Genomic DNA, 19,634 nt, shown 5'->3' on the forward strand with positions numbered 1-19,634 from the left:
GATGCCGTCAAAGGCGGTGTTCTCGGTCAGCAGGGCCGGTGAGACCCTACGAGCGCGTATGTCAGTTCGATCAGTGCGGCGGAGCGCGGCATCCGGCGTGTCTGTTAACTGCCGCGTCGGTGCAGGAGAAGCATCGCGGCGTCGTCGCCGAGCGGGCCGCCGACGTGCTCGACCAGGTCGCCTCTCAGCATGTCGAGCCCGGTTTGCGGATCTTCCTGTCGCAGCAGGTCGATGCGCTCGGCAAGCGGGTAGAACCGGCCGTCGGCGGTTCTGGCCTCGATGACCCCGTCGGTATAGAAGAGAATGCGGTCTCCCTCGCCGAACGGCACCCGGTACGGCTTGGGCGGCAGGGTATCGAGTGCGCCAAGACCGAGCGGCAGCCCCTCCTCGGGCGGCTCCAAGGTCAGGGCTTGCCCGTTCGCGGCGATCAGCATCGGTGCGGGGTGGCCGAAGTTCACCAAGGACATCTCCTCGTCGTGGACCTCGGCGACGATCGCGGTGACGAACTGCTCCGCGCTCAGATGCCTGGCGAGGCTGGCCTCAAGCCGGCCGCCGATCTCGCTCAGGTCGGCCTGGTCATAGGCGGCCTCGCGGAAGGCACCCAGCACCCAGGCCGCCGTCTCAACCGCCGCCAGTCCTTTGCCCTGGACATCTCCGATGAGCAGTCGTACGCCGTGCGGAGTGATGACGATCTCGTACAGGTCGCCGCCGATCTGGGCCTCGGCCGCTGCGGAGGTGTAGGACAGCGCCACCCGGAGATCGCCGGCCCGGCGCGGAACAGGCCGCAGGAGCACACGCTGGGCGGCCTCGGCGACCTGCCGTACGTTGGCCAGCTCACGCTCGCGCGCCAGGCGCAGATGGCCGGCCAGCATGCTGGCCGCGGTGACCCCGATGATGGTGACAATGGTGAGGTTGTTCTGCCACTTGAGCAGCAGGCCGTTGTAGTAGGCCAGCGGCAGGCAGATGGCCAGGGCGATCGCGCCCACCGAGGCGGTCCGGCGAACGCTGCCCGACACCGACGCAAAGGTCGGACCCAACGTGAGAAGAGGCAGGAACCCCAGCTCGGGCCCGGCAAGCAGGTCGACCAGGGCCACGCTGAGCATGGCGGCGAAGGGCAGCCATCCAAGCGCTTGCTGAGATCTCATGCGGCTCCCCGTATCGCCGTCCGTACGTGCCGCACGGTCCTCTCGGCTCGCTGACCTCGCATGACTGCTGATACCCAAGGATCGCTCAATGCCTGTGCTTGCTCAAGCGCGAAGTCTCATCACGTGTGACGCCTTCAGCCCCGCCCTGCACGGCGCAGCCGGGCGGCTGGGGCAGGGGCGGCCTCATGCCGTTGCTCCTGGATCAACGGGCCAGGACAGGAGCGCCGCGGCGTCGTCCGCCGTGGCGCAGGTGCGGAAGCGTTTGTCCAGGCCGGTCATGCGCAGCAGCCGCGCCACCCTTGGCTGGATCCCGCTGAACAGGAGACGACCTCCCTCCGCTTCGACGGTGCCGGCGGCCTGGATCAACGCGTTGAGCCCCGAGGAGTCGCAGAAGTCGACGCACTGCAGGTCGGCGACGATGAGCACCGGCTTGACCTGCGACATCGCATGCGAAAAACCGCGGCGGAACTCGGCCGCCGAGGAGAGGTCCAGTTCGCCGGCCGGGGTCAAGATGGCTACACCGTCTCGTCGCGTGACGGTCCATGAGAACCCGGCTTGGCCCAAGCTCTCCATGACGTTCATCGACCTCCAATCCCTGACGACACATCGGCCGGCAAGGCCTGTTCATCATTGCATAGTGCAACAAAACGTGGAAGCCAGTCAGGCCACAGGGGCGGTGCTCGCCGGAACGTCGCATGGATGACAGCCGGCTAGAGGACCAAGTGGCCGTGGTTCGTCGAGCGCGCGCAGTTCACTGACGGCTTCGGCGAGTGCGGTCCGGAGGTCGAGGATCTGGTCGAGTCCTCGCTGTCGGAAGGTCGCCAGCATGAGATCTCCGACCGCGCAGACGAGCGCCCGGCCGCCGGACGTTCGTGCGTGCCGAGCTGTCGCGATCAACACGGTCAGGCCGTAGGAATCCGCGGACATCAGTCCGCTGAGGTCGATCGCGAGCCGTGGCGGCCGATGCGATGTCAGAGCTTGAGCGAGCCGGGTCTGCAGGAGCGGGCACGTGTCCATGTCGAGTTCTCCGCTGACGGCGATCACCGCGACGCGGAAATCTATCCGGAATTCGCTGATCCGCAGGCGCTCGGGCGCGGTCATTGTCGTCCCTGCCGAGATTCCGTATGGAAGCTGATTGGGCAGGGGGTTGGCATGGCAACCTTTCGGGCAGGCGACTCGACGTGCCGACCAGTCTTCCCGGCGCTCCCACTCTGAGACTAGCGGATCCATTGCATACTGCAATCTTTTGCAAGGTGGTGACTCTGTGATCTCGGGCAGAAGAATCGGCCCGCGACGCGCCTGCGCATGTACAACAGTGCGTATGAGTGAGGACGATGAGCACCGCGTGCATGGGGAAGATCTTTCGGCCGTCGTCACGGCGGTCCTGACCGGTTCGCGGCTGCTGGTGGCCGTCGCTGCCCGTTCGCTGGGAGCTGTGGAGGACAAGGTGACGCTGCCGCAGTTCCGGATGTTGGTGGTGCTGGCCGGCCATGGTGAGACCAAGCTGGTCACGATGGCGGAGTTGCTGGGCGTCAATTCCTCCACGGCGATGCGGATGGCCGATCGGCTGTTGGCCGCCGGGTTGATCGTGCGGGAGGTCAATCCGCACAACCGTCGCGAAAGTCTAATGCGGCTGACGGATGAGGGACACCGCATCGTGGATCAGGTGACCGCGCGCCGCCGGCAGGAGATCAGCGCGATCGTGACGCGGATGTCCACGGAGCAGCGCCGGGCGCTGATCTCGGCGATGAACGCCTTCAACGAGGCGGGCGGTGAATCACCCGTGAACGCGCCGCATCCACTGGGCTGGCCGGATGTGTGAGTTACCGACACTGCCGCAGGCGTTCTTGAGCGCGGCATGCTCAGGACGGTGACACGGCCGCCAGCCGGAAAGCGTCGTCGGCAAGACACCGCCTGGCGCGGTCCTTCCCACGGCCGTCAGGTGGACGGTGTAGGGAAACTCTCGGGAGTGGTCAGGCCGGTGCTTTCCAGGAGGCGTTGGTGGTTGAGCACGGCGGCGTTGGCCTGTTCCGAGAAGCGCCGGACCAGGGTGTTCTGCGTGCTGCCTCGCACCGTGCCGATCAAGGCGAAGACCTGTCCGTGTGCCAGACGCAGCCATTTGACATAGGTGGCGTCGTAGGCTGATCCAGATTTGCTGGAGATGTCGGTCATCCAGTCCTGTTGCTGAGGGGTGGGCTTCACCGGCAGTTTGACCTTCAGCTTGGCGGCCACGTCGCGGACCTGCCGGTCAAGCGTGTGGTGCTGGTCGGCGATCTCCTTGCTGATCTGGCGGACGCGGCCGCTGCTGGCTCGCTGCACGGCATCCTGGGCCATGGGCATCTCCCACAGACTGGCGAGCCGGACCTTCTTGATGAGCTCCTGGTCGGTCTGCGACAGCGGTCCCCATCTGGTCTGGCGCGTGCCTGTCTCCTGCTCCTTCTCCGGTTGGGCGGTGGGGGAGTCGGTCGGCTGCGTCTCGATGGTGGCCGGTTCGGTGCCCAGATCGGTGGTGCCGGAGCCCGGCGTTGGTGTGTAGCCGGCGCAGGCGGTCAGTGTGCAGAGGGCGGCCATGCCGCAAGTGATGAGAACGCGACGGTTCTTGCGAGGTCGCATACGCCGTCATCCCCTTCCGAGTCCTTTTCATGCGGCCCTGCTGAGAGGCGGTCACTGAGAGATACGCGGGATAGGAGCACCAATGTTCATGGCAGTATGCAAGATTTGCATTGAGCAACGTCGCCAATGGCCACCGGCCCAAGCAGCCGACCGCCTCGGCGACCTCCCCACTACCCCAAGGTCCTTGACCTGCTGATCGACATCATGGTGAAGGCGATGACGGCGTCGCCGGCGAGACTGTTGACAAGATTGCTGCCGAGCAGGTTGTCGACCAGCAGGTCGCTGTTGCCGCGTCGCTGGGCCTGGATCGAGGTGACCAGCTTGGGTAACGAGGTGCCAGTGCCACCAGGGTGAACCCCCCCACATCCGGTGACACGCCTGCCTGGACAGCCAGCTCGGAGGCGTTGGCCACGAGTAGTTGCGCGCCCAGCAGCGTCCCGGCCAGGCCGAGGAGCGTCCGCATCGCCTCTGCCGCCAGGCCGGGCAGTACGGCCGTCTCCAGGTAGTCTGCGGTCTCGGTGGCCACCGCCGGCGTCGCCGGGTACTGCGCGGGCGAAGCGAAGCAGCAGCACAGCTCGACCAGGGCCACGACCAGCACAATGCCCACCGCTCACGCGCGGGCATGCGGGCGGGTTCCGCGCAGGTGGCGGGCGAGCGCGGCAACGACGCGGTGGGCGTCGGTGCCGACCCCGCGCAGGGTGTTGGAAGAGGGGGTGCGTTGCCACTCCAGGCCCAGGTAGCCCAGGCCGGGATGGGTGAGCGACAGACCGCGGCGTTGGCGCGGGTGCCCGCTGGCGTTCAGTGCGCCCAGGTCGGTGAGGTAAGGCAGGTTCGGCCGGTAGCCGGTGGCCAGCAGCACCGCATCAACGCGGTCCCGCTGGCCGTCGGGCCAGACCGCGTGATCGCCGTCCAGGCGCGCGAACATCTCCCGGCGCCGATAGCGGCCCTCGCGCAGCGCCCGGCGGTAGCGGCCGTCATCGAACACGAGCGAGGCGGGCGGAGCCTCCACACGGGCCGGCGGCAGCCGGTCGAACCCGGTCGCGCGGAACCAGAAATGCAGATCCCGGCCCAGCGGGCGCTGCTCGACGAAGCGGATCGGCGCCCGGCTGGCCAGCGTCACCCGGCGCCCGGCGGCCAGCTCATAGGCGACCTAGACCGCCGAGTTGCCCGCCCCCACCACGACCACGTGCTCCCCCGGCAGCGAGGCCGGCGAGCGGTAGTCGGCGACGTGCAGCACCAGGCCGGCGAAGGTGTCCAGGCCGGGCAGGGCGGGCCGGTACGAGCGGCCGAAGGAGCCGCTGGCCGCGATGACGGCCAGGCGCACGAGGAAACCGCTCCTGCCGGGGTCGCCGCCGGGGCGGACGGCCTCGACGCGGGCCCCGGTGCGCAGCTCGGCGCCGTGCCAGGCAGCAGGTGGTACTCCTCCAGGATGGCGCGGGCGGTGTCATTGTCGCTGACTGCGTAACCCGCGTTCCGCAGCTAATCCATGATCCAGGGCACGTTCGGGCCTGAAACCGCAGGTCGATGGCTTACGACTTGGTGGAAACGACGGAAAGCCCTAGTGACACGACTTCAGCGATAACCCCGTCACGATCTGTACATACACTGCTACGGTCTGGTGACATGTTCGTCAGGACCGCGACCCGGAAGAACAAAGACGGCACCACGGTGCGATACCTCCAACTCGCCCACAACGAATGGGATCCCATCGCCAAAGCCGCCAAGATGAAGGTCCTGCACAACTTCGGCCGCGAAGATCAGATCGACCGCGCCGCCGTCGAACGCCTGGTCGGCTCGCTATGCCGGCTGCTGGACCCGGGCCGCGCCCGCCGCCCTCACCTCGGGCGCGGAACTGACCTTCATCGGCTCGGCCGCCTACGGCGGCGTCTACCTCCTCGACCAGCTCTGGCGCCAGCTGAAGATCGACACCATCATGACGCGCATCCTGGCCTCCACCCGGCGCAGCCCGTTCACCGAATGCGTGCTGTTCGCCCTGGTCGCCAACCGCGCCCTGGACGCCTCCTCCAAGCTGGCCGCCTCGCACTGGGTCGGCCGCAACGCCCACATCGACGGCATCACAGTCTGCTCCGACGATGCCTGCTACCGGGCGATGGACTGGCTGCACCAGGTCCAAGACTCTGTTGAACGCAAGGTATTCGACCAGGTCGCCACCCTGCTCAACCTCGAAGTCGACCTGCTGTTCTTCGACACCACCTCCACCTACTTCGAGATCGACGAAGGCGACGAGCCGATCGCCCGCGACCAGCGCGGCATCAGGCTGCCTGACCCCGAAAACGGGGACGGCGACGAACCGGTGATGAAGGGCTTCCGCGCCCGCGGCAAGTCCAAGGATCATCGCGACGACCTGCCGCAGATCGTCATCGGCATGGCCGTCACCCGCGACGGCATCCCGGTCCGCGTCTGGTCCTGGCCCGGCAACACCACCGACACCGCCCTGATTCGCCAGGTCAAGGACGACATGCGGGACTGGACCCTGTCCAAGATCGTGTGGGTCGGGGATCGCGGCTTCGCCTCCGCCGACAACCGCCGCTACCTGCGCCAAGGCGACCACCACTACATCATCGGCGAACGGCTGCGCTCGGGCTCGGCCGAGGCCAAGGCCGCACTGTCCCGGCAGGGCCGCGTGGCCGAGAATCTGAAGGTCAAAGAGGTGCGGATCGGTGAGGCCGACCGGTTCGTCATCTGTTTCAACCCCGATGGCGCCGAACGCGACGCCGCCATCCGGGAGCGTCTGATCGCTCAGCTGGAGGAGGTGATCGCCGGCAGCGACGCGCTGAGCGCCACCAAACGCGCCGAGCTCCGCGGCGTCATCTCCACCAAGCCCGGCCTGTACGGGCTGGCCCGCCTCGTCGCGCATGAGATCGACCATCTCGCGGGTCGGCTGTACACCAGCCGGATGCGCGAGGGCGTCAAACCCATCCCGGTGGAGGAGTATCGCGGCATCGGCCAGCCTTGGAAGCGCTCCTGACCACCAGCGGGTCCCGATTCCCCGCTATGACACGTCGAGATCGGGAAGCCACAAAGGGGCGGGGGCAGGGGCATCCTGGGGCTGGTCGAGATGGTATTTCCTAGGTGGCTGGGGTTTTTGATCTACCTCCCGCCGCCCGTCCCGATGTGTCAGGGTGATCGGTCTTGATCGCCGGATGTGGGGATGGGGTTGAGCGGTGGCGGCGGGTCAGACGCCGATGCAGGCAGGTTGTCAAGAGGCGGCTGCGAGTGTTGTCGGGGGACGAGGACAGAGTGCAAACCGTCAGCATGATTGGCGATTCGGCTACGTCGGACCGCTTCCTGTGCCCGGGCGGGGATGTTAGGGCGGTCCAAGGACGTCCGGTGTGATGAGGGCGCGGGCGGTGGCGGCGAAATAGTCACCGGGGGCGGCGTGGGCGAGGCCGAGGATGACACCCTGACTAGCTAATTAGCTCTGTTCTGGCCCGTCTCAGCGTCCGAAGCCCTGATCCAGATCGCCGTGATCGACCTCAGGCTCTCCGGGAGAGGCCTACCGCTCGGCGTAGCATCGCCACGCCCGTGGTCAGCAGCCAGCACTGCACGATCATGGAGCCGAGGACACCGTACAAGAGCGCGCCAGGGAACAGAGGCGGCGACAGGAACAGGCCCGATGCGGCGAGCAGTGTCGCGGTGCCGACGACCGTCCCAGCCCAGCCGAGCCAGGAAGGGTAGCTGTCCAGGACCATCGCGACCCCGAACAGCAGCAGCGGCACGCCGTACATCAGCGCCATCGCGACCAGGGAGGGGCCGTGGGTTGCCATCGCCACCGCGTGCGCGGCGCGCACCAGTTCGGCCCGCTCGCCGGGAGCGGCCTTGGCGGCCGCGTCGGCCAGCTCGGGCAGGGCCAGGCCCTCGCTGGTGCTTTCGACGCTGAACACGGCGAGCCCGACGGCGGAGCTCGCCAGCCCCATTCGGCCCAGCATCCGGGCCGTGGGGTAGACGAACGATGTGACCAGCGCGATCAGCCCCGCCAGCGCGACCACCGCGGCGAAGACGGCGACCAGGTGCACCGCGGCGTAGGTGGGTCGTGACGCGACGAAATCCAGTGCGGCATGGGCGTCGGCCGCCGGAGTGTCGCCGTGCAAGAGCCGGGCCGTGGTGAAGGCGACGGCACCAAGGACGGCGCATACGCCGCCCATTTTCAGGTTACGGGGAGTATGTGATTGCTGATCGATCGCTTGGGGCAGCGTCATGACTGTGTCTCCGGGGGTTGCGTGTGTGATCGATGTAGTCGTCAACCGGGCTGCTCAGCCCAGTGTGTTGACGAAGAAGGCGGTCACCGTGTCGGTGAGCTGCTGCGGGGATGGTCGTTGACCGGGTGTGTCCAGGCTGTGCCCGGTGCCGTGGACCTCGATCAGGGTGGTGGGCACGCTGGCGGCGCGCAGGCGCTCGGCGAGGCCGAAGGAGTGGCGGGGAAAGACGTTCTCATCACGGTCGCCGTGGAGCACAAGGAACGGCGGGGCGTTCGCGGTGACGTAGGTGTTGGGACTCATGGCGCGGCGGGTCTCGACAGAGTCCCCGACACCGATCGCCAGGCACAAGCGGATGAACGGTGGGGCGTCGTCGAAGTCGTTGAGGTCGGCGGGGCCGAACATGTCCACCACGGCCTGGACGGCGCTGGACTGGTCGAGGTATTGGCCGCCGTCGAATCCTGCTCCCTGCCTCGCGAGGCCGAGCAGGGACGCGAGCTGCCCACCGCCGCTACCGCCCCAGGCCCCGATCCGGCCGGCGTCGATGCCCAGGCCGGCGGCATGGGCACGCAGGAACCGCACGGCACATTTGGCGTCCCGGATCGACGCCGGCCAGGGCGCGCCGGGAGGCATCCGGTAGTCGATCGAGGCCACCATGAATCCGCGGGCGTTCAGTTGGCGTCGCATCGGGGTGAACAGGGCGCCCTCATGGTTGGCCAGTGTCGCGCCGAGCCCGGTGGTCCTGCGGTCGCCGAGGATGGTGCCCCCGCCGTGGACGTACACCGCCACGGGCATCGGCCGACCGGTCCGCGCGGCGGCGGGAGGCATGTAGAGATCCATGGCCAAGGGCACGCCGTCGGGACGGCAGTATTCCACTGTGCTCCGCTGTCCGGCGGGCAGGTTCGACGGCTCCACAGCGCCAGCGGGAAAACCGGCCCCCGCCAGTCCGTCGCTGGCCGCGGCCGCTCCCACGAAGCTGCCCAGCAGGACGACCAGCGTCAGCGGCGCGACCGCCGCGGTGGCCGTCGCTCTCCACAGACGCCGCCGCGGGCGCGGCCCGAGCACCACCACCCCGGCGAGCCCGGCCACCGCGACGCTCTCCAGCGCGGCGCAGACGTAGTCGGTGAACCCGATCACGGAGTTCCCCGGCATCCACGGATCTGGTCCGGGAAGGACTCCGGCGAGCCGGGTCAGCACCCACAGGGCGACCACGACCAGCGCGGTCGTCGCGGCGAGCAGCAACCGCCGCGGCACCGGCCGCGCCAGCGCACCGGCAGCGGTGCCCAGTTGCGTCGCGCCGAGTGCGAGGAACAGCAGCCCGTACGGCCAGGCCATACGCCATACTGCGGCGAGCGGAGCCAGATAGATCGCGGCGCCGCCCACCGCCGCCAACAACGCGGTGGTGAGAAGCGGTGTTCTCTTCGCCGTGGTGGCCTCCGCGGTCCTTGTCGGGACTGGGGACGCCTCGGTGCGGAGTGCGGTATCAGACATGCCCGCAATGTTCGCCATCGCGGGCGGGCGGCGCGTCCGCCGTACGCAGACACCTGTCGGCCCGGCTACTGCGTCAGCGTACTCCTGCGGGAGTATCAAGCGGGCGTGGCCAGCCCCGTCTGGTAAGCGAACACCACGAGTTGGGCCCGGTCCCTGGCCCCCACCTTGATCATGGATCGTGACACGTGAGTCTTGGCGGTCAACGGGCTGACCACCAGCTGCGCCGCGATCTCATCGTTGGAGAGCCCGGCCGCCACCAGCCTGACCACCTCGCGTTCCCGGCCGGTCAGCAGGGCCAGTTCCGGTGGCTCCAGGCGTGGCCGCCTGGCCTCCGGGCGGGCGCCGAGAGACCGGGCGATCACCGTCCGCGTGACGCTGGGCGACAGCAGCGCGTCGCCGCGCGCCACGATCCGCACCGCGTGCAGCAGTTCATCAGGCTCGATGTCCTTCACCAGGAATCCGCTGGCGCCGGAGCGAAGCGCGGCGAAGACGTTCTCCTCCTCCGCGAACGTGGTGAGCACGACCACGCGTACCCCACAGAGCCCCGGGTCGTCGGTGATCCTGCGGGTCGCCGTCACCCCGTCCACCTCTGGCATCCGGATGTCCATCAGCACGACATCGGGCCGCAGCTCGCGTACCAGCGCGATCGCCTGCCCGCCATTGGCGGCCTCGCCGACCACCTCGATGTCGGCCGCGCTGTCCAGCAGCGATCGAAAGCCGGCCCGTACCAGGGCCTGGTCGTCGGCCAGCAGCACCCGGATCACGCTGCCTCCAGCGGCAGCCGCGCCCACACCCGGAAACCTCCCCCGCCCAGCGGTCCCGCCTCGAACCGGCCGCCCAGCCCTTCGGCGCGCTCCCGCATCCCCGCCAGACCATGCCCGCCACTCGAGGCTTCCGATTCGGCGCCCACACCGTCGTCGGTCACCTCGACCGCGATCCACTGCTGCTCCCACGCCAAACGGACCCGGGCGCGCGCCGCTGACCCGGCGTGGCGCAGCACGTTGGTCAGCGATTCCTGCAAGATTCGGTACGCCGCGCGATCGACCGGTCCAGCCAGCCGCCGACCCGACATGTCGCCGTCGAACCCGACCTCCAGACCCGCCGCCCGCACCGCGGCCAGGAGATCCGGCAATCGGTCGAGGCCGACGTCGCGATCGGTCACCATGGCAGGCTCACCGTCGGCCCGCAACACGCCCAGCGTCGTGCGCATCTCTCCCAGCGCCGCCTTGCCGGTCTGCCGGATGGCCTTGAGCGCCTCCCGTACCCGCGCCGGGTCCTGGTCGATCAGGTGCAGTGCGGCGCCGGACTGCACCGTGATGGTGGCTATCGCGTGCGCCACCGTGTCATGCAACTCCCTGGCGAGGCGCAGCCGCTCCTCGGCCACCCGCCGCTCGGCCTCGTGCTGCCGCTGTTCCTCGGCCAGACGGAGCCGTTGGCGTACCTCCGCGGCGTACGCCCGCCGGCTGCGCACGAGCGCACCCAGCAGCATCGCGACCGCCACCAGCGCCATCGACGGCAGGAACACCGCGACCGCGTCGAGCGGCGGCATACCATCCCGCACCGCCACAAAGTAGCCCATGGACAGAAACGCGACCGGCACCGGTAGCGCCCGCCACAGGTACCCCGCCAGCACCGCGTCGTACAGCGGCACAGCGAGCACCACTGACGGCGGGAAGCCCGGATAACCCAGCGCGTAGAACAGCAACAGGACCGCCGAGACGACGTACAGCGCGGCTGCGGGACTCCGCCGCCGCAGGAGCAACGGCGCGGCCATCGCGACTCCGAGCACGTACGCCATCCAGTCACGGGGAACGGAGTGCGCCTCTCTGCCGGTGACGATGGCGATCTCCGCCGCCGTCAGCACCGCTACCGCCACGGCTGCGTCGATCATCCAGCGCCGCATGGCGGGCCGCAGCTGAATCATGCGCCAACCGTACGCACACGACACTGTGGCTCTCTACCCCCGACAGCGTCTTGGCCGGGCTGCGCGTCAAAGCCCGACAGGCCCTCTGCCGATCAGCCACGGCGGGCAGGGCAGCGGGGAGGCAGCTCTGGCCCGCCGCCAAGCCCGCGCACACCGGCCCGGCGCATCTGCGCTACGACGGGGGCGATGTGCCCGAACGCGTCCGACGCATGCTGCAACCCCGCCCACGACCCGCTCTCCTGATCATCAGCATGATGGGAGGCCTGCTCATCCTCACCCTGGCCGCGGCCAACGACGCCCGGCAGGACGTCGCTCATCTTCTCGACCAGGTCGGCGCGATGCCCGCCCACCTCGGCCTCCGCATACCCTCGCCCTCACCAGGCGCCGGCCGCTGAGAACGGGCGCTCCCGCAGGCGATCAGGTGGAGGATTGCTTGTCCATGCCGGTCAGGCGGCACAGCGCGGTAAAGCCGTCATCGGTACCGGGCCAGTGACGGCGTACCGCGGGCAGCCCGGCGCGGCGGACGACGGAGCGCAGGACGGCGGTGACGATGATGGCGTCGTCGGCATAGCCCAGGACCGGGATGAAATCCGGCACCAGGTCGAGGGGGAAGGCCAGGTAGGCCAGCAGAAGCGCCAGCCGTACCCGAACCCCGCGCGGCAGGTCGGGGTCGGCGGCCAGGCGGCGCACCAGGCGCAACACGTCCGGCAGCAGCCGCAGCGCCTCCGGCAGCAGGCCGCCGCGGGGCCGGACGACCGCGAGCGTCGCGATCAACGCCGCCCAGGTCACCAGCAACGCGACCACGATGCCGATCAGCAGGTCCCACGCCCATGACCCGGTCATGTCTGCTGCTCCTCGCTCGCAGGCATCGACGGCCGTCCGGGGCTGGGCACCGTGGCCGGGGCCTCGGCCGCCAGGGCCGCCTGCTCGAAAGCGGCCAGATCGGCCGCGGCCTCCTCAATCGCCGCCCCGGCCGCGGCGCCGGCCGGGGCGGCGAAATAGTCCCGCGCGGCGATCTTGGCCATCCAGGAGCGGAACCGCTCCAGATCCGCCTCCGACTCCTCGACCTCGGCATAGGTGGCCCGGCCCCGCTCCCGCTCCGTGGCCAGCTCGACGCGGAAGGCGGGCAGCCGCTCCAGCACCTCGGTGTACTCGGCGTCGCGGGCGGCGTTGAACTCGCCGATGACCTGCCGCTCCTCAGCCGCGTCGGTGAGCGTCAGGCGCAGCAGGCGGCCGGTGCCGCCCTGCTGGCGGACCCGGTCCAGCAGCCGGCGCACTTGCCGCAGCGTCTGCTCGCGCTCGGGCAGCAGGCACACCGACTGCTGCAGATACAGCGCCCCCAGCGAGCGCAGTTTGCGCCACACCTGCACCCGCAGCGTCGGGGCGGCCCCGGCGGTGGACACGCTGACCAGCAACCACCCCGGCCCTTCCGTATGATCCGTCACGCCGATATGTTACACCCGTAACAAGCAACGGCAAGAGGTGTACAGAACGGAAGGAATCGGGATGCGCGCCGGTGTCGCACTACACGGCACGATCAACCTCGCCTACCAGGTCGACGGCCCACCAGACGGAGAGCCGTTACTCCTGCTCGCCGGCACCGGCATGCCTCTGGCCTGGTGGCCGGACGACTTCTGCACCGCGCTGGCCGAGCACGGCTTCGCCGTGGCACGGATGGACAACCGCGACACCGGCACCTCCACCCACCTGACCGCGGCAGGCGTGCCGCGCCTGGCCGCGATGTTGCTGCGGCCCGCGCAAGCGGCGCCCTACCGGCTGGAAGACATGGCAGACGACGCCGCCGTGGTGCTGGACGCGCTCGGCTGGAGGGATGCGCACCTGGTCGGCCACTCGCTCGGCGCGATGATCGCGCAAACCCTGGCGATCCGGCACCCGTCCCGTCTGCGCACCCTGACCAGCATCAGCGGCACACCCAGCCCGCGCACCACACTGCGCCTGATCCAGGCCCGCCGGGCCACACCACGAACCGACACCGCCGAGGCCCTGGCCGACCGGCTACTGGCCGCCGCCCGCATCTACGCCTCACCCGCCTACCCGCTGGAGGAGGCATGGTACGCCGAACTCACCCGGCTGATCGGCCGGCGCGGCGGGCTGGATCCGGCCGGAGCGCGCCGCCACAACGCCGCCATCCTGGCCTCCGGCGACCGGCGACCGGCGCCCCGCCCTGACCCGCGCGCGCGTGCCCACGCTGGTGCTGCACGGCCAGGCCAACCCGCTCATCACACCCGGCGGCGGCCGCGCTACCGCCGCCGCCATTCCCGGCGCCCGACTGCTCACCTTCCCCGGCATGGGCCACGATCTGCCCCGGCCGCTCTGGCCGGCCATCACCGCGGCCATCCGCACCCTGGCCGACGCCGCCCCTGCCTAGACCGCGCCTAGACCTGGAGGGATGAGTCCAAGGCAGAGCTGAGGGGCAGGGCTGAGGGGATAGGACGAGGGTGCCCATGCTCGATGTGTGACGAAAGGGTTAGATACCCTCAAACTTCGGGCTGCCGGACAACCCATGCTGGTAGACCAGCGCGACCAACTGAGCACGGTCACGGGCGCCGACCTTCATCAGCGTCCGGCTGACGTGCGTCTTCACCGTCGCCTCACCGATGAACAGCCGTCTGGCGATCTCGGCGTTGCTCAATCCATGCGCGACCAGGCTCGTCACTTCCTTCTCACGCTCGGTGAGCTGCTCGAACAGACGTCCTGACGGATCAGCCCTCCGGCGCTCGGCGAGCTGAGCGATCAGCCGCCGGGTCAGCCCGGGTGACAGCAACTCCTCTCCGCCTGCGACGACCCGGATGCCGTGCAGGAGCTGGGGTGGGTCGGTGTTCTTGAGCAGGAATCCGCTTGCGCCCGCGTCGAGTGTCTCGATGACGTACTCGTCTAGGTCGAACGTGGTCAAGATGAGCACCCTGACCCCAGCCAGGTCGGGGTCGCCGGTGATCGCCCGGGTGGCCGCCAGGCCGTCCAGACCCGGCATCTGCACGTCCATCAACACCACATCGGGGTGCTCACGTCTGGCCAGTTCGACCGCCTCTCCTCCGTCGCGGGCCTCGCCGACCACCTCCATGTCGTCGGCGCTGTCCACCAGGACCCGGAAGCCGCCCCGGACCAGCGCCTGGTCATCGGCGATGAGCACCCTGATCATGTCGGCAGCTCCGCCCTGACCACGAAGCCGCCGCCCGGCCGTGGCCCCGCGGTGAACTCGCCACGCAGAGCCGTGACCCGCTCGCGCATCCCCCTGATGCCGTGCCCGTCGCCGTCGGATCCGTCTCTCCGTGTCGAGTTCACCGCGGGCCCGCCGTCGCACACCTCGATCGTCAACGCGTCCGGCCCATAGATGATCACCAGGTTGGCCGTGGAGGCCGCCGAGTGCCTGCGGACATTGGTCAAAGACTCCTGGATGATCCGGAATGCCGTCAGATCAATCTGCTGCGCCAGGCGCCGCCGCTGGCCGCGAATCGTCAGCTCCGGCCGCATCCCAGCCGCGCGGGCGGTGTCCAGCAGGGTCTCCAACCGGTCCAGTCCGGCCAACCCGGGGGCGGGCTCGCCCGTGCGCAGGCTCCCGAGCAGCATCCGGATCTCGGCCAGACCGTCGTCGCTGAGCGTTTTGATCGCTTGGAGCGCCTCGATGGCCTGGCCTGGACGCTGCCCCACCACGTGCAGCGCGACACCGGCCTGGACGCTGATCGCGGCCATCGCGTGCGCGCACACGTCATGCACCTCACGAGCGAGGCGAAGCCGGTCCTCTGCCGCCCGCTGCCGAGCCTCACGGTCGGCCTCCTCGCGGGTGGCCGCCCGGTGTGCCCGGTAGTAGAAGGTAGCCGCGCCCAGAGCGAAGAGCGCGACCGACACCGCGATCGCGTTCACCACGGGTTCCAGGTGGAACGACCTGCCGAGCCACATTCCGCTGAGCGAGGTGAGGCAGTTGAGCACGACCGCGACCAGCCCCTGCCGCCAGCCACGCTGCTCGGCCACCGTGTAGCAGGTGATCAGCGCAGCGATCGCCACTGCCCACCCTGGGTAGGCCGCGACCAGCCAGCCCAGCGTGGCCGCGTCCGCCGCGACCAGCGCGAGCAGTGGATATCGCCGGCGCAGCCAGACGGCCGCCGCGGCCATCGCGGCCAGCCCGAACGCCCCGGCGTCCAAGGGCCTGCCCGAGTCTGCCGATACCCATGCCACGATCAGAGCGCACATTCCCACAGCCGAGCCCAGGCCGGGGTCGAGCCACCGGCCGAACGATTCGCGCACGTCCTCCACCCTAGATCGGGCACCGGCGGGCACACATCATCCGTCCGGCTACCCGCCGTACCGCAGCGGATTACACCTCGATGCGACCTGGGTTCGACGACTGCGGACGCTTGCGAAGCGCACCGTGGCGTCCATGGAAGTTCAGCTCATCATCGGCTACGCGACCAGCGCCGTCTTCCTCGTGTCCAACTGCCTGGCCAGGCTGCGGTGGGCGATGGCGATCGCTGTGGTGGCGGCGCTGCTACGGGTCGGGTCCGTCGGGTTGCTCTGGGCTGTCGACTGGAACGCGGCGGCCGACCACGTCGTCCTCGTACTGCCCGCCATGCTGGCCGCGATCCTGCTCGCGCCGCCCCTGCTCCCTGCGGCCCGCTGGCGCAGGCGCACCGCGGTGCTCGCCGCCGTCTTGCAGTGCTACGCCACGTTCGTACCGCAAGCCCCGCCGTACCTGTTCACGCTCCAGATGATGGCGCTGGTGCTGCTGCTCGGTGGCGCGTTGCTGCGCGGGCTGGACGACCGCCCGCGGGTGGTCCTGGCCGTCTTCGTGATCAGCGCATTGCTCGGCACGGCCGGAGCCTGGGCCACCAGCAGGCTGCCCGGCCGGCTCAGCATGGCCAACCACGGCAACATCGACCTGGGCGCAGCCCAGGATCCGGCGCACACCGCGATGGCCATGACCACGCGAACGGGCACGACTTCCCGCGACATCGACATCAGCACCCTCACCGGCCCGCCGACCGGCAAGCCCGACAAGGCGTTCACGCTCACCGCCCAGCGGACCCGCATCCGGCTGGCCTCGGGCCAGCAGGTCGAGGCGTGGACGTACAACGGCACCACCCCCGGCCCCGAACTGCGCGTCAAGGAGGGCGAGCTGGTCCAGGTGACCCTGGTCAACAGGGACATCTCCGAGGGCGTGACCCTGCACTGGCACGGCCTGGACGTGCCCAATGCCGAGGACGGAGTCGCCGGCCTCACCCAGGACGCGATCCATCCAGGCCAGCGCCACGTCTACAGGTTCGTCCCCCGCCAGGTGGGCACCTTCTGGTACCACTCCCACCAGGTCTCCGACACCCAAGTGCGACGCGGCCTGTTCGGGGCCCTCGTGGTGGAGCCCGCCGCCCCGCAGGCGGTCGAGGATCTCACCGCCGTCGTCCACTCCTACCCCACCGGCTCGCACAACACCACCTCACTAGCCCTGGCGGGCGCCGCCCCGTCCTCGGGCGTGTCGCGACGTGCCGTCAAGCCGGGCACCCGGGTACGGCTGCGCATCCTCAACGCCGACAACGAGTGGCGCGGCTACACCGTCACCGGAGCCCCGTTCAAGCTCGCGGCCATCGACGGGGCCGATCTCCACGGACCGACCGACATCACCGGGAAAAGCCTGAGGGTCGCGGGCGCCGGCCGCAACGACATCACCTTCACCATGCCCAGCGGTCCGGTCCAACTGGCCGTCAGCGACGACGAGAACGGCGTCGGCAACCCGATCGCGCTGCTCACCCCCGACGGCGCCGGGAAACCCGCCCCGATCACCGTCAACCCCTACCTCGACCCGACCACCTACGGCACGCCCGGCGGCGCACCGTTCGGCCCCGGCAGCCACTTCGACCGCCGGTTCACGCTCCTGCTCGGCCAGGGCTTCGGCTTCTTCGACGGAGGCTTCCTGCTGCAGCGGACCATCAACGGCGCACTCTTCCCGAACGTGCCCTCGCTGATGGTCAGGAAGGGCGATCTGGTCAAGGTCACGTTCCTCAACCGCAGCTTCAGCGAGCACCCCATGCACCTGCACGGCCACCACATGCTGGTCCTGTCCCGCGACGGACGGCCGGCCACGGGCAGCCCATGGTGGACCGACACGCTCCAGGTCTCGCCCGGTGAGCACTACGAGGTGGCCTTCCGAGCCGACAACCCCGGTCTATGGATGGATCACTGCCACAACCTGCAGCACGCCTCGCAGGGAATGAGCATGCACCTGATGTACGAGGGATACCGCACGCCGTACCAGGTGGGGACCGCGACGGGGAACAATCCGGAGTGACCCCTCACAGCAGCACGACGCGCGCGTGCAACCGACGGCCGGACGAACGGTCACCCGGAAAAGACGGGTACCGCGGCGAGAACCAGCAGCAGCCCCGGCCCCTGTCCACTCCGAGCGGGAACGCCGCCCGTCAGAACGAGCCGGGGAGCATTGAATCCGCCTATGGGGGCGCAATCTGGCGTGACACACGCGCTCATGGCCAGGCAGCCGCCTGCGACCAAGGCGAGCAGCCGCCGGATCGGCGGCCCCGCCAGTGACATTCTTCCGATCATGCGACCAGCTTCGTACCGGCCCCGCACCCGCCGTGAGGTGCGAACGTTGCAGGCTTTCGACAGGTTGTTGCATACGTGCATGGTCGAAAGGCGGGGCAGGGCTACTTCTCGGGTACGGGGGTGCCGTCGCAGCCGCGGTCGACGCGGCCCGTGTCGAAGTAGGACACGAGCTTGGCGGCGCAGTCCGGCACGCGCAGGACGGAGCCGTGTACGTCGTCGTCGACCGTGAAGACCGTACCGCCGATGGCGGCGTGCATCTGCTTGGTCCACTCGTACAGGGAGACCGCTTCGTAGCGGTGTCCGGACAGCACCAGTGACCCACTGGTGCGGCGCACCTTCGCCGCTTGCACCGGCAGTGGCCAGCCGGCGCACTGGGCGGTGAAGGGGATGGCCCGTCCGGTGACCGGGTTGCGCTCGAGTCGCCGCTGGTAGGTGGCCCAGGCCTCGGAGAAGCCGAGCCGGCTGGGGTCCTCGTTGCAGAAGACGGCCTGTCCGGTGGTCGCGTTGAGCCGTTCCGGGGCGTTGGGCGACGGGGGCCGCACAGCTCCCTGCTCGAGGAGTTTCCTGAGAGCGGGCGGTGCGGTGTCGCTCTCTTCCCGCATTTCCTTGAACGCCTGGGCGACCTGCGGCCAGTCCGGTGCGCTCTGGATGGCCAGCATGGCGACCGTGGAACCGTCGGCGACCATCTGCCAGTCGCTGTAGTGCTTCGGAGCGGCGTCATAGGTGCGGCGCAGGGCCAGCACCGCGGTCCGTACCTTCTCCGGGGTGCTGCCGAGGCCGTAGGTGCCGTCGCGCTCGGCGATCCAGGAGGCCATCCGCCCGAAGTTGCGCTCGGCGCCCGCGGCGTGCCCGTCCTCGAAGTCGTCCAGCCGGAAGGTCACGGGCGACACGCTGTCCAGGAACATCCGGCCAACGCTGCCCGGGAACGTGCTGCGGTAGACCGCGCCGAGCCAGGTGCCGTAAGAGACGCCCAGGAAGCTGAGCTCGCGCTCACCCAGCGCGATCCGCACCCGGTCCAGGTCGCGGGCCGAGTTCAGGGTGGTGAGCCGGCCGAGGAAGGCGGGGTCGGACGTTCCGCAGGCCTTGTTCCTGGCCACCCCGCTGTCGTAGGCGCGCTCGGCCGCCGCCTTGGTCAGCGGCCCCGGCTCCGGCGGCTGTCCGCCCATGGCCGGGCAGTCGGCCTTGGTGCTGTAGCCGACCCCACGAGGGTCGAAGCCGATCAGGTCGTAGCGGTCGTTGAGTTCGGCGTTCACCTGGTTCATCGAGGCGATCTGGAGCGGGAACAGGTATCCGGCGCCACCCGGCCCGCCCGGGTTGAGCGCCAGGCTGCCCAACCGGCGCTTGCGGTCGGCAGCCTTGACCCGCGTGATCGCGATGGTGATCTGCCGTTCACGTGGCTTTCCGTAGTCCAGCGGAACGCTGACGGTTCCGCATTCCATCCGGCTCAGCAGAGCGCGGAACTTCCGCAGCTGCTCGTCGGAGGTGATGAGTGTTCGCAGGTCGTCGTCGGAGTAGGTGCGGCAGGGCTGCCACTTCACCGGCTCCTGGGCTTGCGCGGTCGCGGCCGTGGCGGCGGGCGAGCCCGCGACCAGCGATGCGAGAGTGAGCGCGGTCACGGCGACGGCTGTCGCCACGCGGCCTGAAGGCAATTCACGTCGGATCATGCGGCCAACCCTG

At 69.4% G+C, this 19,634-nt stretch carries 20 protein-coding genes and 1 pseudogene; 5 read left to right on the forward strand and 16 right to left on the reverse strand.

From position 1 onward, the window contains the following. Positions 1-104: 104 nt before the first annotated feature. The 3 genes from ACQPWU_RS45875 to ACQPWU_RS45885 form a co-directional block, all read right to left on the reverse strand. Positions 105-1,145, reverse strand: coding sequence for a PP2C family protein-serine/threonine phosphatase (locus tag ACQPWU_RS45875; protein ID WP_433432156.1), 1,041 nt, complete (start codon positions 1,143-1,145; stop codon positions 105-107). 183 nt (positions 1,146-1,328) lie between these two features. Continuing rightward, positions 1,329-1,727, reverse strand: coding sequence for an STAS domain-containing protein (locus ACQPWU_RS45880; RefSeq protein WP_433432157.1), 399 nt, complete (start codon positions 1,725-1,727; stop codon positions 1,329-1,331). Positions 1,728-1,805: 78 nt separating this feature from the next. After that, complete coding sequence (locus tag ACQPWU_RS45885) at positions 1,806-2,246, reverse strand: STAS domain-containing protein (RefSeq protein WP_433432159.1); 441 nt, start codon at positions 2,244-2,246, stop codon at positions 1,806-1,808. 220 nt (positions 2,247-2,466) lie between these two features. Here ACQPWU_RS45885 and ACQPWU_RS45890 point away from each other — a divergent pair, with 220 nt between their 5' ends. Next, on the forward strand, positions 2,467-2,967 hold the full coding sequence (locus ACQPWU_RS45890; protein WP_433432161.1) for a MarR family winged helix-turn-helix transcriptional regulator: 501 nt from the start codon (positions 2,467-2,469) through the stop codon (positions 2,965-2,967). A 116-nt stretch (positions 2,968-3,083) separates the two neighbouring features. Here the strand turns inward: ACQPWU_RS45890 and ACQPWU_RS45895 are convergent, their stop codons facing one another. The 4 genes from ACQPWU_RS45895 to ACQPWU_RS45910 form a co-directional block, all read right to left on the reverse strand. Continuing rightward, entirely contained in the window at positions 3,084-3,716 is a 633-nt protein-coding gene (locus ACQPWU_RS45895) for a DUF4142 domain-containing protein (protein ID WP_433432163.1), read from the reverse strand. Between the two features lie 212 nt (positions 3,717-3,928). Continuing rightward, positions 3,929-4,483, reverse strand: a complete 555-nt coding sequence (locus ACQPWU_RS45900) for a hypothetical protein (RefSeq protein ID WP_433432165.1) — start codon at positions 4,481-4,483, stop codon at positions 3,929-3,931. Then, positions 4,369-4,878 (reverse strand): hypothetical protein, encoded by a 510-nt coding sequence (locus ACQPWU_RS45905; RefSeq protein WP_433432167.1) that lies wholly within the window; start codon positions 4,876-4,878, stop codon positions 4,369-4,371. The genes ACQPWU_RS45900 and ACQPWU_RS45905 overlap by 115 nt, the downstream gene beginning before the upstream one ends. A 30-nt stretch (positions 4,879-4,908) precedes the next feature. Then, positions 4,909-5,082, reverse strand: coding sequence for a hypothetical protein (locus tag ACQPWU_RS45910; RefSeq protein ID WP_433432169.1), 174 nt, complete (start codon positions 5,080-5,082; stop codon positions 4,909-4,911). 299 nt (positions 5,083-5,381) lie between these two features. Between ACQPWU_RS45910 and ACQPWU_RS45915 the strand changes: the two are divergent. Beyond that, positions 5,382-6,609: pseudogene (locus ACQPWU_RS45915) on the forward strand (IS1634 family transposase); the annotation flags it as partial. A 646-nt stretch (positions 6,610-7,255) separates the two neighbouring features. Here ACQPWU_RS45915 and ACQPWU_RS45920 read toward each other — a convergent pair. The 4 genes from ACQPWU_RS45920 to ACQPWU_RS45935 all read right to left on the reverse strand — a co-directional run bounded on the left by ACQPWU_RS45920 (position 7,256) and on the right by ACQPWU_RS45935 (position 11,390). After that, on the reverse strand, positions 7,256-7,978 hold the full coding sequence (locus ACQPWU_RS45920) for a DUF4386 family protein (protein ID WP_433432171.1): 723 nt from the start codon (positions 7,976-7,978) through the stop codon (positions 7,256-7,258). Positions 7,979-8,032: 54 nt separating this feature from the next. Continuing rightward, positions 8,033-9,466 carry an alpha/beta hydrolase fold domain-containing protein gene (locus ACQPWU_RS45925; protein WP_433432173.1) on the reverse strand — a complete coding sequence of 478 codons (1,434 nt, stop codon included), beginning with the start codon at positions 9,464-9,466 and terminating at the stop codon, positions 8,033-8,035. Positions 9,467-9,561: 95 nt separating this feature from the next. Beyond that, the gene (locus ACQPWU_RS45930) at positions 9,562-10,230 is read right to left on the reverse strand and encodes a response regulator (protein ID WP_433432175.1); all 669 of its coding nucleotides are present in this window, start codon (positions 10,228-10,230) and stop codon (positions 9,562-9,564) included. Beyond that, positions 10,227-11,390, reverse strand: a complete 1,164-nt coding sequence (locus tag ACQPWU_RS45935; RefSeq protein ID WP_433432176.1) for a sensor histidine kinase — start codon at positions 11,388-11,390, stop codon at positions 10,227-10,229. Before ACQPWU_RS45935 ends, ACQPWU_RS45930 begins: the two co-directional genes overlap by 4 nt. 50 nt (positions 11,391-11,440) lie before the next feature. On the opposite strand from ACQPWU_RS45935, the gene ACQPWU_RS45940 reads away from it, so the two are divergent. After that, positions 11,441-11,785 carry a hypothetical protein gene (locus ACQPWU_RS45940; protein ID WP_433432178.1) on the forward strand — a complete coding sequence of 115 codons (345 nt, stop codon included), beginning with the start codon at positions 11,441-11,443 and terminating at the stop codon, positions 11,783-11,785. 22 nt (positions 11,786-11,807) lie between these two features. On the opposite strand, the gene ACQPWU_RS45945 is transcribed toward ACQPWU_RS45940, so the two are convergent. Next, complete coding sequence (locus ACQPWU_RS45945) at positions 11,808-12,233, reverse strand: YkvA family protein (protein ID WP_433432180.1); 426 nt, start codon at positions 12,231-12,233, stop codon at positions 11,808-11,810. Beyond that, positions 12,230-12,835 carry a Chromate resistance protein ChrB gene (locus tag ACQPWU_RS45950; protein ID WP_433432182.1) on the reverse strand — a complete coding sequence of 202 codons (606 nt, stop codon included), beginning with the start codon at positions 12,833-12,835 and terminating at the stop codon, positions 12,230-12,232. Before ACQPWU_RS45950 ends, ACQPWU_RS45945 begins: the two co-directional genes overlap by 4 nt. Before the next feature lie 61 nt (positions 12,836-12,896). Between ACQPWU_RS45950 and ACQPWU_RS45955 the strand changes: the two genes are divergently transcribed. After that, positions 12,897-13,790, forward strand: a complete 894-nt coding sequence (locus tag ACQPWU_RS45955; RefSeq protein WP_433432184.1) for an alpha/beta fold hydrolase — start codon at positions 12,897-12,899, stop codon at positions 13,788-13,790. A gap of 88 nt (positions 13,791-13,878) precedes the next feature. Here the strand turns inward: ACQPWU_RS45955 and ACQPWU_RS45960 are convergent, their stop codons facing one another. Both ACQPWU_RS45960 and ACQPWU_RS45965 read right to left on the reverse strand, forming a co-directional pair. Next, on the reverse strand, positions 13,879-14,550 hold the full coding sequence (locus ACQPWU_RS45960) for a response regulator (RefSeq protein WP_433432187.1): 672 nt from the start codon (positions 14,548-14,550) through the stop codon (positions 13,879-13,881). After that, positions 14,547-15,653 carry a sensor histidine kinase gene (locus tag ACQPWU_RS45965; protein WP_433432189.1) on the reverse strand — a complete coding sequence of 369 codons (1,107 nt, stop codon included), beginning with the start codon at positions 15,651-15,653 and terminating at the stop codon, positions 14,547-14,549. Before ACQPWU_RS45965 ends, ACQPWU_RS45960 begins: the two co-directional genes overlap by 4 nt. Before the next feature lie 133 nt (positions 15,654-15,786). Between ACQPWU_RS45965 and ACQPWU_RS45970 the strand changes: the two genes are divergently transcribed. After that, positions 15,787-17,685, forward strand: coding sequence for a multicopper oxidase family protein (locus tag ACQPWU_RS45970; protein ID WP_433432192.1), 1,899 nt, complete (start codon positions 15,787-15,789; stop codon positions 17,683-17,685). Between the two features lie 373 nt (positions 17,686-18,058). Here ACQPWU_RS45970 and ACQPWU_RS45975 read toward each other — a convergent pair whose 3' ends face one another. After that, complete coding sequence (locus ACQPWU_RS45975) at positions 18,059-19,621, reverse strand: alpha/beta fold hydrolase (protein WP_433432194.1); 1,563 nt, start codon at positions 19,619-19,621, stop codon at positions 18,059-18,061. Positions 19,622-19,634: the final 13 nt, after the last annotated feature.

Source organism: Nonomuraea sp. CA-141351 (assembly GCF_050944675.1).
Lineage (GTDB): Bacteria > Actinomycetota > Actinomycetes > Streptosporangiales > Streptosporangiaceae > Nonomuraea.

Excerpts from the sequence above, each read along its gene's own strand:
- ACQPWU_RS45875 (WP_433432156.1), bottom strand. The coding sequence starts at position 1,145 with ATGAGATCTCAGCAAGCGCTTGGATGGCTGCCCTTCGCCGCCATGCTC.
- ACQPWU_RS45880 (WP_433432157.1), bottom strand. The coding sequence starts at position 1,727 with ATGAACGTCATGGAGAGCTTGGGCCAAGCCGGGTTCTCATGGACCGTC.
- ACQPWU_RS45885 (WP_433432159.1), bottom strand. The coding sequence starts at position 2,246 with ATGACCGCGCCCGAGCGCCTGCGGATCAGCGAATTCCGGATAGATTTC.
- ACQPWU_RS45890 (WP_433432161.1), top strand. The coding sequence starts at position 2,467 with ATGAGTGAGGACGATGAGCACCGCGTGCATGGGGAAGATCTTTCGGCC.
- ACQPWU_RS45895 (WP_433432163.1), bottom strand. The coding sequence starts at position 3,716 with ATGGCCGCCCTCTGCACACTGACCGCCTGCGCCGGCTACACACCAACG.
- ACQPWU_RS45920 (WP_433432171.1), bottom strand. The coding sequence starts at position 7,978 with ATGACGCTGCCCCAAGCGATCGATCAGCAATCACATACTCCCCGTAAC.
- ACQPWU_RS45925 (WP_433432173.1), bottom strand. The coding sequence starts at position 9,466 with ATGTCTGATACCGCACTCCGCACCGAGGCGTCCCCAGTCCCGACAAGG.
- ACQPWU_RS45935 (WP_433432176.1), bottom strand. The coding sequence starts at position 11,390 with ATGATTCAGCTGCGGCCCGCCATGCGGCGCTGGATGATCGACGCAGCC.
- ACQPWU_RS45945 (WP_433432180.1), bottom strand. The coding sequence starts at position 12,233 with ATGACCGGGTCATGGGCGTGGGACCTGCTGATCGGCATCGTGGTCGCG.
- ACQPWU_RS45955 (WP_433432184.1), top strand. The coding sequence starts at position 12,897 with ATGCGCGCCGGTGTCGCACTACACGGCACGATCAACCTCGCCTACCAG.
- ACQPWU_RS45960 (WP_433432187.1), bottom strand. The coding sequence starts at position 14,550 with ATGATCAGGGTGCTCATCGCCGATGACCAGGCGCTGGTCCGGGGCGGC.
- ACQPWU_RS45970 (WP_433432192.1), top strand. The coding sequence starts at position 15,787 with ATGGAAGTTCAGCTCATCATCGGCTACGCGACCAGCGCCGTCTTCCTC.
- ACQPWU_RS45975 (WP_433432194.1), bottom strand. The coding sequence starts at position 19,621 with ATGATCCGACGTGAATTGCCTTCAGGCCGCGTGGCGACAGCCGTCGCC.